At 40.9% G+C, this 13,604-nt stretch carries 12 protein-coding genes and 6 tRNA genes; 3 read left to right on the plus strand and 15 right to left on the minus strand.

The window, feature by feature from the left end; translation table 11 throughout:
• Positions 1-204 precede the first annotated feature (204 nt).
• Positions 205-2,157, plus strand: coding sequence for an acetate--CoA ligase (gene acs / locus GUY17_RS13030; protein ID WP_162023397.1), 1,953 nt, complete (start codon positions 205-207; stop codon positions 2,155-2,157).
• 111 nt (positions 2,158-2,268) lie between these two features.
• On the opposite strand, the gene GUY17_RS13035 is transcribed toward acs, so the two are convergent.
• A complete protein-coding gene (locus GUY17_RS13035) occupies positions 2,269-2,670 on the minus strand; it encodes a hypothetical protein (RefSeq protein ID WP_101086789.1) in 402 nt (133 codons plus the stop codon).
• Positions 2,671-2,916: 246 nt separating this feature from the next.
• On the opposite strand from GUY17_RS13035, the gene GUY17_RS13040 reads away from it, so the two are divergent.
• Positions 2,917-4,668 (plus strand): DEAD/DEAH box helicase, encoded by a 1,752-nt coding sequence (locus tag GUY17_RS13040; protein WP_162023398.1) that lies wholly within the window; start codon positions 2,917-2,919, stop codon positions 4,666-4,668.
• A gap of 79 nt (positions 4,669-4,747) precedes the next feature.
• Complete coding sequence (locus GUY17_RS13045) at positions 4,748-5,008, plus strand: GrxA family glutaredoxin (protein WP_011636939.1); 261 nt, start codon at positions 4,748-4,750, stop codon at positions 5,006-5,008.
• 67 nt (positions 5,009-5,075) lie between these two features.
• Here GUY17_RS13045 and GUY17_RS13050 read toward each other — a convergent pair whose 3' ends face one another.
• The 14 genes from GUY17_RS13050 to ybgC all read right to left on the minus strand — a co-directional run bounded on the left by GUY17_RS13050 (position 5,076) and on the right by ybgC (position 13,560).
• Entirely contained in the window at positions 5,076-6,227 is a 1,152-nt protein-coding gene (locus GUY17_RS13050; protein ID WP_101086787.1) for a DcaP family trimeric outer membrane transporter, read from the minus strand.
• Between the two features lie 613 nt (positions 6,228-6,840).
• A tRNA-Lys gene (locus GUY17_RS13055) sits at positions 6,841-6,916 on the minus strand.
• A gap of 206 nt (positions 6,917-7,122) precedes the next feature.
• Positions 7,123-7,198 (minus strand) — tRNA-Lys (locus GUY17_RS13060).
• 125 nt (positions 7,199-7,323) lie between these two features.
• Positions 7,324-7,399 (minus strand) — tRNA-Lys (locus tag GUY17_RS13065).
• A 167-nt stretch (positions 7,400-7,566) separates the two neighbouring features.
• Positions 7,567-7,642: transfer RNA gene (locus GUY17_RS13070), tRNA-Lys, on the minus strand.
• 43 nt (positions 7,643-7,685) lie between these two features.
• A tRNA-Lys gene (locus GUY17_RS13075) sits at positions 7,686-7,761 on the minus strand.
• Between the two features lie 86 nt (positions 7,762-7,847).
• Positions 7,848-7,923: transfer RNA gene (locus tag GUY17_RS13080), tRNA-Lys, on the minus strand.
• 440 nt (positions 7,924-8,363) lie between these two features.
• Positions 8,364-9,101, minus strand: a complete 738-nt coding sequence (ybgF, locus tag GUY17_RS13085; RefSeq protein WP_059745509.1) for a tol-pal system protein YbgF — start codon at positions 9,099-9,101, stop codon at positions 8,364-8,366.
• A 55-nt stretch (positions 9,102-9,156) separates the two neighbouring features.
• On the minus strand, positions 9,157-9,693 hold the full coding sequence (pal, locus tag GUY17_RS13090) for a peptidoglycan-associated lipoprotein Pal (RefSeq protein ID WP_101086786.1): 537 nt from the start codon (positions 9,691-9,693) through the stop codon (positions 9,157-9,159).
• A gap of 23 nt (positions 9,694-9,716) precedes the next feature.
• Positions 9,717-11,045, minus strand: a complete 1,329-nt coding sequence (gene tolB, locus GUY17_RS13095; protein WP_011636935.1) for a Tol-Pal system beta propeller repeat protein TolB — start codon at positions 11,043-11,045, stop codon at positions 9,717-9,719.
• Positions 11,046-11,088: 43 nt separating this feature from the next.
• Positions 11,089-12,051 (minus strand): cell envelope integrity protein TolA, encoded by a 963-nt coding sequence (gene tolA, locus GUY17_RS13100; RefSeq protein ID WP_162023399.1) that lies wholly within the window; start codon positions 12,049-12,051, stop codon positions 11,089-11,091.
• Positions 12,052-12,480: a protein TolR gene (gene tolR / locus GUY17_RS13105; RefSeq protein WP_101086784.1), complete on the minus strand. Its 429-nt coding sequence runs from the start codon at positions 12,478-12,480 to the stop codon at positions 12,052-12,054.
• A complete protein-coding gene (tolQ, locus tag GUY17_RS13110; RefSeq protein ID WP_101086783.1) occupies positions 12,480-13,169 on the minus strand; it encodes a protein TolQ in 690 nt (229 codons plus the stop codon). The genes tolR and tolQ overlap by 1 nt, the downstream gene beginning before the upstream one ends.
• Positions 13,159-13,560, minus strand: a complete 402-nt coding sequence (ybgC, locus tag GUY17_RS13115; protein ID WP_101086782.1) for a tol-pal system-associated acyl-CoA thioesterase — start codon at positions 13,558-13,560, stop codon at positions 13,159-13,161. Before ybgC ends, tolQ begins: the two co-directional genes overlap by 11 nt.
• Positions 13,561-13,604 lie beyond the last annotated feature (44 nt).

Below are 13,604 nucleotides of genomic sequence, written 5' to 3' on the forward strand. Positions count from 1 at the left end.
AAAACATCATGTATTGAGCAGAAAACAACCTACATAAGAGAATCGATATAAATAATCGACCAAATCTGCAGCAATCATTACCATATTAACACGTGCAACAGACTAAATATTAAGGATATTTTAAAACTAGACCAAGGTCTAATAGTGCAAACAGCCCGTTGCAGATGATACTTTAACCACGCCATTTTTAGAAAGGGAAGCCCCATGACCCCGCAGTCTCTTTACAAAGTTCCTAGTGACATTGCAGAAAACGCACTGGTTAATAACGATCAATATAAGAAAATGTACCAGGAGTCCATTATTAATCCAGAAGGTTTCTGGAGAGAACACGGCAAACGTATTGATTGGATTAAACCTTATACCAAAATTAAGAAAACGTCTTTTGATGATCATAATCTTTCGATTAATTGGTTTTATGATGGCACGCTCAATGCCTCGGCCAATTGTTTAGATCGTCACCTTGAAGAACACGGCGATAAGCTTGCTATTATTTGGGAAGGCGATGACGCCAACGAACAACGCAAATTAACTTACGCAGAACTGCATACGCAAGTGTGTAAGTTTGCCAATGCGCTACGTAGCCAAGGGGTTAATAAGGGCGATATCGTCACTATCTACATGCCTATGGTGCCTGAAGCTGCAGTCGCGATGCTGGCTTGTGCTCGCATTGGTGCTGTTCATTCAGTGGTATTTGGTGGCTTCTCACCAGACTCGATAGCGGCAAGGGTAATTGATGGAAAATCAAAAGTCTTAATAACCGCCGACGAAGGTGTTCGTGGTGGCCGTAAAATTCCTCTAAAACGCAGTATCGATGAAGCAATATCAAATCCTGATGTTACGTGCGTCGAAAAAGTCATTGTATTTAAGCGCACTGGTGGAGATGTAGATTGGGTTGAAGGCCGAGATGTTTGGTGGCATTCACTCATGGAAGTTGCTTCAGAATTTTGCCAACCAGCAGAGATGAACGCCGAAGATCCATTATTTTTGCTTTATACCTCAGGTTCTACAGGTAACCCTAAAGGTGTGCTGCATACTACCGGCGGTTATATGGTATATGCCTCGATGACACACGAATACGTGTTTGACTATAAAGCAGACGAAGTATATTGGTGTACAGCCGACGTAGGCTGGATTACTGGCCATTCGTATATGGTATATGGACCTTTTGCTAATGCCGCCACGGTATTAATTCATGAAGGCGTACCTAATCACCCTACTCCAGCTCGATTAGGTGAAATGATTGATCGACATAAGGTCAATATCCTGTATACCGCGCCAACCTTAATTCGCGCATTAATGGCTGAAGGTAAAGAACCTTTTAGTAGCTATAAAGGCGATTCATTGCGCATTATGGGTTCTGTGGGTGAACCGATAAACCCTGAAGCTTGGCGTTGGTACCATGAAGTGATTGGTCATGAGAACTGCCCTATCGTCGATACTTGGTGGCAAACTGAAACTGGTGGCATTCTGATTAGTCCATTACCTGGCGCAACTGATACCAAACCTGGCTCAGCGACTCGACCATTTTTTGGGGTACAGCCAGCACTGGTTGATAACATGGGTGATATTGTTGAAGGCACTGGTGAAGGTAACCTAGTTATCCTTGACTCGTGGCCAGGCCAAATGCGAACAGTGTACGGTGACCATGATAGATTTGCGCTGACGTATTTTAAAACATTCCGCGGTATGTATTTTACCGGTGATGGCGCGCGTCGTGATGAAGATGGCTATTATTGGATTACAGGCCGTGTCGATGATGTCATCAACGTTTCGGGACATCGCTTAGGTACTGCTGAAGTGGAAAGCGCTTTAGTGTCGCATGAGCTTGTTGCTGAAGCGGCCGTTGTGGGTTACCCCCATGACATTAAAGGCCAAGGCATTTATGCATACGTCACCCTAACTCGTGGCATTGAGCCAACAGAAGAGTTACGTCAAGAACTTCGTCAATGGGTTCGTAAAGAAATTGGTGCACTTGCAACCCCGGATCTTATCCAATGGGCAAGTGGTTTACCTAAAACGCGTTCAGGCAAAATTATGCGTCGATTCTTACGTAAAATTGCGGCTAATGAAGTCACTAATTTAGGTGATTCTTCTACTCTGGCAGATCCTGCGGTGATTGATACCTTGATTGAGTCTCGCTTAAACAAAACAGAGTAATAAAATCAACTTATGATGTTCTATCCACCCTGAGAAATCCTGACCAATTTCTCTTTTCGCCCCTCGATTGAGGGGCTTTTTTTATCTAAAAATTAAGATTCATTGACGTTTTTATTTATCTGAAACCTTAGGCTGTGGGCCATAAGCAGTATCAATGGTGACATTATATGAATGATCATTTAGAGTCATTTTATAGCTCGTTGATTGGCCCACTTTAATCGTTATGGCTTTGTCACCTAATAGATCCGCACCGTCATTAGATTCATCACGTAAACTTATCAACAAATTAACCTTATTATCACTATTTGCTGTCGACACTATGGTCACGCCATAGTCTCCTTCGACACTAAGTGACACAGATTCATTTAATCCCATCACAATTTTTGAAGCCGATGCAGTTGCATCATCTGAATGCTTAACCGTTTCTTCAATAGATAAACCAATGACAAGACCTTCTTCGGCAACGGCGAGGTGGCTAACCATTAACAGAGCGGCTAACGATAAAAATTTCATAATGTGTTCTTCCTGATGGTGATAAATTTCATTTTTATTAGTATCAATATCATCTTATTTCAATAGATGAATCTACACCAACTGATATAAAAAAACAGCGCTTAACACGCAAAAAGTACCATCCCAGTGTATTTATCATCTTTAACCATGACCAATTGATTTATTTAACGCATTTAAAACATCATGGTCTATCAATCATTGGCTATGTTAAGCTTTGTATAAACCAAAATAACACTACTCGATAACGTGAAACATTCATCTACTCAACCCGGAAATATCACCTTACGCGACTATCAGCAGCAATCAGTTGATGCGGCTATCGCTCATTTCAAGCACAGCCAACAATCAGCGGTGTTAGTGTTACCTACCGGTGCGGGAAAAAGTATTGTCATTGCCGAACTGGCCCGTATTGCTAATGGTAATGTACTGGTGCTAACTCATGTAAAGGAATTAGTCGCTCAAAATGCTGAAAAAGTGGGTTTACTCACCCAAGAGGCCAATATCTATTCAGCAGGATTAAATCAAAAAAAGGCTAATGGCAAAACCGTGGTAGCCAGTGTTCAATCGGCCGCTTGCGCCCTAGAAAAATTCACTCAAGCATTTTCATTAGTGATCATTGATGAATGTCATCGAGTCAGTAATGAGTCTACCAGTCAATATCAACAACTGCTCACGCACCTTAAAGCGCGTAATCCTGACATTAAACTGCTTGGGCTAACCGCCACGCCTTATCGTTTAGGTTTAGGCTGGATTTATCGGCACCATTATCATGGGAAAGTAGGTAATACTGATAAACCTGTATTCGAAAAATGCATTTTTGAACTCCCAATGCGACCATTAATCAAGAAAGGTTACCTAACCAAACCGACCATTTTTGACGGGTTGAGTGCGCAATATGATTTTAGTGAACTGGTGGCGCATGACAGTGGTGAATACCCACAAATGGAAATCGATTCTTTATTGCATCATCAGGGACGAGCAACCACTGCAATTATCAAGCAAGTAAAACAACTTGCCGAATGCCGAAAAGGTATTTTAATTTTTGCAGCTACGGTCAGACATGCCAATGAAATCATGACTCTGTTAGACAACGATGCCGCCTTAATTACCGCTCAAACGCCACATAACGAACGTGATGACATCATACATCGCTTTAAAGCCCAGAACCTCAAATACATTGTTAACGTTGCCGTATTAACCACAGGCTTCGATGCTCCTCACGTCGACCTTATCGCAATTTTGCGCCCCACTGCATCGGTGAGCCTATTCCAACAAATGATTGGCCGAGGGTTACGTTTAGCTCCCAATAAAACAGATTGTTTAGTCATTGATTATGCCGCTAATGGTTACGACTTATTTTACCCAGAAGTCGGTCAAGCCAAACCCAATAGCAAATCAGTGCCAGTACAAGTGCATTGTCCTGTGTGTCAATTTGCTAATACTTTTTGGGGTCTAGTGGATGGCGATGGTGATATTGTTGAACATTATGGCAGACGCTGCCAAGGATTAATCAATGAGCAACAACAGTGTGATTTTAGATTTCGATCAAAATCATGCCCAGACTGTGGAGCGGAGAATGATATCGCGGCTCGCATTTGTCATAGCTGCCAATCGACCTTAATTGATCCCGATAAACGCCTAAAACAAGTACTTAATGCTCAGCATCATCATTTATTTAAATGTGAGCAAATGTTGTTGCACGATCAAGACAATAAGTTGCTTATTCAATACATTGACATTGAAGGTAATGATTTTAAGCAAACGTTTAACTTCGCGACACCAGCACAACGAAAAGCTTTTTATGCGGTATATGTTCTCAGTCATACCCGCACGCCAGGCATTCCCCATCCTCAATATAAAAAAGTCACTGATGTATTGGCGGATCAAACTCGATTCAGAAAACCCGATTTATTATTACTGAAAAAAAACAAACATCGTTGGGATTTAGTTGATTCATTTTTTGACTATCAAGGCAAATATAAAATCGATATGAGTTAAAACAAAATTAATTGCGTTGAATTATGATTTGAAAAGTACTTATGGTATAAATTGGCCATATCATTAAACAGGAGTCACCATGTTTGTAGTTATTTTTGGCCGCCCAGGTTGCCCATATTGTGTTCGAGCTGTTGAATTATCAGAAAAGTTAGCGGCGCAAAGTGAAGATTTTAAATTCAAATATATTGATATTCATGCCGAAGGCATCACTAAAGCGGATTTATCAAAAAGTGTGGGTAAAACGGTAGAAACTGTTCCACAAATCTTTGTTGATGAACAACCTATTGGTGGTTGCACCGAATTTGAAGCTTATGTTCGTCAAAACAACTTACTCAATTAAGTAAGCTTCTTAAATTTAAACTAAAAAGGCAACCGATCTGGTTGCCTTTTTGTTATCTGCTCAAATATTAAAGAGCATATTTCGCCGAAAACATAATCCGATTTAAGTCGCCATCAGAACCGTCTTCACGTTCATTTAAGGCATGCATAAACTCAACCCCAAATGTTAGTGGCTTTGAAGGTGAAAACAATAAGTTAACGTAACCAGAGTAAGCCTCTTTATTAACTGCACCACCGGTAAGCGCCACATCATTATCTGCGCTAAAACCTGAGAACGTCACACTAGAACGCCATTGCTCCGACCACCAGTGACGATATGACACAAAACCACCAAATGATTTAATCGCTTGAATTTCCCCATTGGTATCAAGCACGCCAGCGTTGGCATAATTTAGCGCCATATAACGACCTAACCCTTCCCCGTAAGTTGCAGTAAATTTGAAGTCATCTTTACCGACAGGAATAACACCCGCGAAACTGACACCATAACCTAGTTCTGATGTGTCATACGTTGTGGTACCAACAACTTGCTCTAGATCTAATTGCCTTACAATCGCCGCCACTGAAAATGCAGAACCACTGGCAGCACTAAAGTTATAGCGACCAACAAAATCAGGAACAACGCCACTGCCACTAGTAATTCGACCACCGCCGCTCAATGGCGTCACAGTTGTTTCAGGATTCTCAATTGAGAACTGCCAATTGCCACTGGTATAACGTAGTTGTGATTGTCTCACAAACGGTGTTCCATCAGCCGCACCGACAAAGTCTAGGTTTTCCGGTAAAGCACCAGGGTTTTGGAAAGTAGTCCACGTTTGCCCTACAGTCCAATTGTCATAACTTACAAATGCATGGCGAATACGTGGAGAGTAACTATTAGAAACTCGTTCATTACCATCTGTATGCGTCATAAAATCCAGTTCAATAAAACCAGTCAGTGTATGCCCTTCAACATCAGTAACAGTCTTAAAATTAAAACGTGATTCACGAGCTTGAAAGTCGACTACTTGCTTACCATTACCCGTCGTACCATAAATAGTGCCTGGCACATAAAACTGACGAGATAACGAACCTGAATCTGGCGCCCCATTGCCATAATCACTAAACATCACATCGGCTTTAATGTAACCACCAAAAGTCATATCTGTAGCAGCCTGAGCTCCCCCACTCATCGCCAATAACGCGCCTGCAACATAAAGACTGAGTTTTTGCTTTTTCATTATTATCTCCCTATTGATATTGTTCTAATCTTGAGCAATATGAGCCAATTAACAGCCATGTAACATTAGCAATAGGTCTATGAGACAAAAGTAGACAAGCAAAAACTAATAAATAGACTACTTCGAAAACAAGATGTTGTTTAATACAATGTAGATCTTGATGAGTTTGGACACTAAAGATTTATAAGAAATTAAACGCTAAATAAGCTGATAACAAAATACATCGACCAGTTACGACCTGGATTGGTTTCGTATAGCATCTTAGGCTCGCTGGAATATAATCATCGAACGCTACTCAAATCTTGTAACGTAATAATAAGATTTAACGTTGATAAAAGGGATTATTAGAGGACATAACTAAAGGAGTAAAATAGTGGGTGATGAAAGGTTCAAACATTGGAAAAATGACTCAAAAGTCAACGGCAGCAGTTGATTTCATACAGAGTAACTGAGCTGACGATCCATCTTGATTTTGCAAAACCTAATTATTATTGAAGTTAAAACAAACTATCGAGATTTAAACATCTGAAAATATACCGAGCTATTTCAGCCAATGATAAGTCTGGTATTCTGTGATGATTTAGAAAGAATAGTGAGGGAATAACAGAGAAAGTGGTGGGTCGTGAAGGATTCGAACCTTCGACCAATTGGTTAAAAGCCAACTGCTCTACCAACTGAGCTAACGACCCATCTTGGTGTTGCGATATTCATACTCTTGCTGGAACAAAAGCCAACTGTCTCTATTTCAAGACTAACTGAGCTAACGACCCATCTTGGTTTTGCAAGAACTTATATTCTTACTGAAACAAAAGCCAACTGTCTCTATTTCAAGACCAACTGAGCTAACGACCCATCTTGATATGACATTTAAATTCTTTAACCACGATTTAAAAAGTGGTGGGTCGTGAAGGATTCGAACCTTCGACCAATTGGTTAAAAGCCAACTGCTCTACCAACTGAGCTAACGACCCATCTTGGTTTTGCAAGAACTGATATTCTTACTGGAACTAAAGCCAATTGTCTCTATTTCAAGACCAACTTAGCTAACGACCCATATTGATATGACATTTAAATTCTTTAACCACGATTTAAAAAGTGGTGGGTCGTGAAGGATTCGAACCTTCGACCAATTGGTTAAAAGCCAACTGCTCTACCAACTGAGCTAACGACCCATCTTGGTGTTGCGATATTCATACTCTTGCTGGAACAAAAGCCAACTGTCTCTATTTCAAGACCAACTGAGCTAACGACCCATCTTGGTTTTGCAAGAACTGATATTCTTACTGGAGTGAATGCCCCATTTTATAACATTTAAATTCTTTAACCACGATTTAAAAAGTGGTGGGTCGTGAAGGATTCGAACCTTCGACCAATTGGTTAAAAGCCAACTGCTCTACCAACTGAGCTAACGACCCATCTTGATATAACATTTAAATTCTTTAACCACGATTTAAAAAGTGGTGGGTCGTGAAGGATTCGAACCTTCGACCAATTGGTTAAAAGCCAACTGCTCTACCAACTGAGCTAACGACCCATCTTGGTTTTGCAAGAACTGATATTCTTACTGGAGTGAATGCCCCATTTTATAACATTTAAATTCTTTAACCACGATTTAAAAAGTGGTGGGTCGTGAAGGATTCGAACCTTCGACCAATTGGTTAAAAGCCAACTGCTCTACCAACTGAGCTAACGACCCATCTTGGTTTTGCAAGAACTGATATTCTTACTGGAACAAAAGCCAACTGTCTCTATTTCAAGACCAACTGAACTAACGACCCATCTTGGTTTTGCAAGAACTGATATTCTTACTGGAACAAAAGCCAACTGTCTCTATTTCAAGACCAACTGAGCTAACGACCCATCTTGGTTTTGCAAGAACTTAAGGTTCTTACTGGAATGAAACAAACTGCCTATATTTCAAGTCTTGTTAAATTATCATCCCATTTTGTTGTTTGTTAATAACAACTCATATTACAGTAACTGTAGACTAAGTTATTATCACCTCAACACACCCCAGAAGGCTCTGCCGTTCTGAGGGCGCCTATAATACCTTTTTCAATTTCTCATGCAAGCCCAAATTTATAATTTCTTGTTGTTTGCATGAAAAACAGACTAAGAGGCTGTTTTTTGGCTTAATTAGCCTTTCAATGCTGATAATTGCTGTTGTGCAAGGCGTGCGGAGGCACTATCTGCGTACTCTTTTAAGACTTTGTTATACAGTGCTCTTGCACCCGCAGAGTCATTTTCTTTTTCTGCAATCATGCCAAGCTTAACTAAACTATCGCCACGCTTATTTGAATCTGCAAATTTACTGACAACTGTACTAAAAGCTTGTTTCGCATCATTGTACTCACTTTTATTGTACAACAATTGGCCTAACCAATAGTTTGCATTAGCTGCATAATTAGATTCTGGGTATGTCGATATAAAACTACGAAAAGCAGGAATGGCTTCATCATACTTGCGTTCTTTAAGAACCAAGTTAACGGCGGCCTCATAGCTTCCTGTTTCACCTAACGTTGAACTGGCTGCGGCAACCGTAGTGGCATCAGCTTGAGCTGGCGCTGCTGGGGTTGATGACTTAGCAGTAAGATTAGCAATTTCCTCGTACAGCTGTCGTTGACGCTGTAACATCTGATTCATTTGATAATTTTGTTGCTCAGTAATGCCTCTTAAATCTAACACTTCATTTTGCAATGCATCCATACGACGTTGCATGTCGAATTCGCCTTGTTGCTTTGCTTTAATGATGCGTTCTAATCTTGAAATTCTGTCATCATTTGAACCACCAGATGCATCCGAAACCGGTGCTGGTGCAGCAAAAGCCGTGGCCGTTGTAAAGAACATCGCCGCAACTAATATGGCTAGTTTCATTTTTATCTCCTAAAAAAGGCCAACCGATAACGGTTGGCCTTACACTTCTTACGCTTTAGTAAACTAACACACCACGACGGTTTTTAGCAAAACCAGTATCGTTACGTGAATAATCTAATGGCTTTTCTTCGCCGTAGCTCACGATGCTCATTTGGCTAGGTTGTACACCCATACCTTGTAAATACTTAGCAACCGCTTTAGCACGACGTTCGCCTAGTGCGATGTTGTATTCTGGAGTACCACGTTCATCAGCATGACCTTCAATCAACACTCGAACATTTGGATGCTCAACTAAATAGTTACCATGAGCTTGAATGATCTCAGCATTTTCACTTTGAACTTCACTGCGATCAAAGTCGAAGTAAATGATATTTTGACGACGTAATTCTTGTTCTTTTAAACGCTGCTGTTCTGCAGAGCTCAGTACAGGAGCTACACCACCAGTTTCAATACCACCATTACCGTATTCACTACCAGTACCACTCATAGAACCGTTAGCGTCAGTTTCAGAGTCTGAAGTTGAGCTACAGGCACCCAGTGCCATAAGCGGAACTGCAACCAACATAGCTTTAAACAACTTATTCAGATCCATTTTAAATCCTTATCAATATCTATTTAGAGAAACGGAGACCATGCTGGTGACTTCACCTCGCCCTGGCCGACAGGCAATCTTGCTTTAAATCTGCCGTCCATAGAAACAGCAGCTAACACTTGTTTACCTTGATGGGTTGTACCGTAGATAACCATAGTGCCATTTGGAGCAACACTTGGTGATTCATCGAGTTGAGTTGATGAAAGCACCTGCATAAAGCGTGTTGCAAGATCCATTCTAGCAATATGGAATTTACCGTTAGTACGGTTTACAAAAATCATACTACGACCGTCTGGGCTAATTGAACCGCCTAGGTTCCATTCACCTTCAAAAGTCATACGCGAGACTTTATTTGTATCTAAACTTACGCGATATAACTGTGGTTTCCCACCACGTTCAGAGGTAAATAAAATTGATTTACCGTCTGGGAACCAAGAAGGTTCAGTATCGATTGCGTAATGCTCTGTAATACGTCGAGTTGCTTTAGTCGCAATATCGACGACATAAATTTCTGGTTGGCCATCTTTTGACAGTGTAACAGCTAATTTTTTGCCATCAGGAGAAAATGCTGGTGCACCATTAATACCGTCAAAACTACTCACTAATGTACGAGTTTGGCTGTAAATGTCTTGAACAAAGATTTCAGCTTTTCTATTTTCAAAACTCACATAAGCTAAACGACGACCATCAGGAGACCACGTTGGTGACATCAATGGCTCTGGTGAACGTAGTAACATTTGTTCATTGTAGCCATCGTAATCCGCAATCATTAGATGGTAAGGTGCTTTTTGACCTTGTTTAACCACAACATATGCGATACGGGTTAAAAATGCACCACGAATACCGGTGAGCTTTTCATACACAATATCACTGATACGGTGGCTGTACTGTCTAAATTGGTTTGCACTAATAACCGTTTCACGGCTTTCAAGTAATAACTCATTGTTATTCTGAGGCCCTTTACCCGCTTGAAGTTGTGCTTTGACTAAATCAATCAGCTCAAAACTCACTAAATATTGATCGGCGCCATATGGCTTAACCGTACCAACCACAAGCGCTTCCGCTTCTACATTAGCCCAATTTTGAGCAGTAAATCCATTTACAGACGAAATAGTTGATTGTGGCAATGCACGCACATCAAGTGTCTTAAATGTACCACTGCGAGACAAATCAGATGCTACCACATCAGAAATAGATGCAGGAGCTGGACCTTGACCTTGCCATACAAAAGGTACAACAGCAATCGGTCTTGCTGCATCAACCCCTTCTGTAATCACAATATCTAACGCTGCGCGAGCGGGTGTAGTTAACACTATTAATACCAGTGTTAGCCATTTAGCCAAATTATTCATGCGACTCCTTTTAACTCCATTCCATCATTAAATACGATTGATATTAATTAAATTCCGGTGAAACGGTTAAATTAATTTCTTTTAATTGCTGATAAACAGCCGGTTCAGGCGATACTGGTAACCGTCCCGCTTTATTTATCGACGCTTTGGCGGCTCGACAAACTACCTGATCACCATCTAACGTTTGGCTTGTTGTGACAAAACCATCTGACGCTAGACGAATAAAGACCCTGCAGCTTTTCCCACGCATTGACTCATCAACAACTAAATTTCGTTGAATAGTGGCAATAATCATGGCTTTATACTTATCAACTTCTGACAACACTTGCTTGTTACGTGTTTTAGAAAGTGAGTCTTGTTCAGCAGCCATAGCCTCTGCCATTTCACGTTCTTGACGCGCTTTAGTATCAGCTTCTGCTTTACGTTTACGCTCAGCATCTTCTTTACGTTTACGTTCGTCATCAGCGCGTTGACGTTCTTCTTGAGCTTTTTTCGCAGCAGCTTCTTCTTGCTTACGTTTTTCAGCGGCTTTCTTAGCTGCGTCTTCAGAAGCTTTTTGCTCTTGTTCTTTTTGCTTGCGTACTACTTCAGCTTTATCTGCTCGCTCTTTTTCTAGCACTTGCTTTGCCTGAGCGGCTTTAGCGGCGTCATTAGCCTTTTGAGTTTCCTGCTCTTTTTGTTTACGCTGGATCTCTAAAGTTTTAATTTTTTCTTGTTCACGTTCACGCTCACGGCGAGCTTCTGATGCTTTACGTTCTAGTTCTGCTTGACGGGCTTTTTCTTGCTTAGTCACATCTTGCTTTTGTTTCTTTAATTGCTCAACTCTGTCATTCACTTTCTGTTGATCAATTACAATTGCTTGAACGGCAGGTGCACTTGCTGCTGCCGTTTGCATTTGCTTGGGCTTATCATCAAAACTAATGCCTAAAGCAAGAATGACGATAAATCCAATATGAATACCAGCAGAAATAGAAACTGGTACGGTTAAATCTGAATTTCCAGCCACCTATTTCTCCTTTGGTGAATCGGTCATTAGCCCTACGGCAGGCACGCCAGCACCTTGCAAGCTAATCATTAATTGAATAACGCTTTCATAAGGTATCGTGCGGTCCGCTTTTACAACCACTGGCCTTAACGGTTCAAGTTGGATTAACGCTCCAACTTCAGTTGATACTTGCTCTAAGTCCATAACTTCAGAGTTAGAACTACTGCCGATATTCAAAAAATATTGTCCCTCTGCGTCAATCGATGCAACGATAGGAGGCTTACTATCAGGTGGCAACGACTCCGCATTACCTTGAGGCAATTCTACTTTGACTCCTTGCGATACAATAGGCGCTGTCACCATAAAAATAATCAACAACACCAACATCACGTCGATGTAAGGTACCACGTTGATTTCTGCAACTGGACGACGACGTTTACGCTGATACATTAAACAGCTTCCTTCTCGCTATACGCTTGACGTTGCAATATGTTGGAGAATTCTTCCATAAAGTTAGCATAACTCATTTCAATTTTATCAACTTGCGTTGTAAAACGGTTATAACCAATAACGGCAGGTATTGCAGCAAACAAGCCCATTGCAGTTGCAATCAATGCTTCTGCAATACCAGGTGCAACCATTGCCAATGTGGCATTTTCTACCGCGCCCAGTGCAATAAAGGAATTCATAATTCCCCATACCGTACCAAACAAGCCAATGTATGGACTGGTTGAACCAATCGTTGCCAATAACGGTAAATGGTTTTCAAGTTTCTCCATTTCGCGCGACAAACTCACTCGCATTGCTCGAGACGTTCCATCCATAACCGCTTCAGGAGCTTTACTGTTTACTTTGCTCAAACGAGTATATTCTTTGAAACCAGCCACAAACATCGATTCTAAACCAGAGATAGCACTACCACGCGCAATTAATTCTTTGTAAAGACGATTTAAATCAACACCAGACCAAAACGTTTCTTCAAAACGTAATGACTTAACTCTTGCAGAGCCTAATAATTTGTTGCGTTGAATGATCACTGCCCATGAGGCAATCGATAATGCCAACAAGGTCAGCATAACTAACTTTACCAACACACTGGCTTCTAAAAACAAACCAATAAATGAAATTTCAGCGTGCACTGTCAAACTCCTGAACAATATTTAGGGGAATAGCACGGGGACGCATACGTGATAAAGATATACACGCGACAACAACAGTCGCTTCACAATAGCAATCACCTTGATGATCAACTAGGCGCTGGTGAAATACCAACGACACTTTTTTTAATTCTATAACCTTGGATTCAACCACGAAATCCTGTTCAAATTTTGCAGCTTTACGAAAATCTAATTCTGCATGTTTGACGACAAAAGCAATATCTTCTGCCAACAGTTCAGCTTGGCGAACACCCATTGCTTTTAACCATTGCGTTCGGGCTCGTTCAAAAAATTTTAAGTAATTCGAATGGTACACAACACCGCCGGCATCGGTATCTTCGTAATAGATTGAAATAGGCCAAACAAACATAATCTGAACATCAATTTTTAGGTTGTAAAAGTTGGCTTACTATACCG

The sequence above is a fragment of the Shewanella sp. Arc9-LZ genome, from assembly GCF_010092445.1.
GTDB lineage: Bacteria > Pseudomonadota > Gammaproteobacteria > Enterobacterales > Shewanellaceae > Shewanella.

Excerpts from the sequence above, each read along its gene's own strand:
- GUY17_RS13050 (WP_101086787.1), bottom strand. The coding sequence starts at position 6,227 with ATGAAAAAGCAAAAACTCAGTCTTTATGTTGCAGGCGCGTTATTGGCG.
- ybgF (WP_059745509.1), bottom strand. The coding sequence starts at position 9,101 with ATGAAACTAGCCATATTAGTTGCGGCGATGTTCTTTACAACGGCCACG.
- GUY17_RS13045 (WP_011636939.1), top strand. The coding sequence starts at position 4,748 with ATGTTTGTAGTTATTTTTGGCCGCCCAGGTTGCCCATATTGTGTTCGA.
- tolB (WP_011636935.1), bottom strand. The coding sequence starts at position 11,045 with ATGAATAATTTGGCTAAATGGCTAACACTGGTATTAATAGTGTTAACT.
- acs (WP_162023397.1), top strand. The coding sequence starts at position 205 with ATGACCCCGCAGTCTCTTTACAAAGTTCCTAGTGACATTGCAGAAAAC.
- GUY17_RS13035 (WP_101086789.1), bottom strand. The coding sequence starts at position 2,670 with ATGAAATTTTTATCGTTAGCCGCTCTGTTAATGGTTAGCCACCTCGCC.
- pal (WP_101086786.1), bottom strand. The coding sequence starts at position 9,693 with ATGGATCTGAATAAGTTGTTTAAAGCTATGTTGGTTGCAGTTCCGCTT.
- tolR (WP_101086784.1), bottom strand. The coding sequence starts at position 12,480 with ATGTATCAGCGTAAACGTCGTCGTCCAGTTGCAGAAATCAACGTGGTA.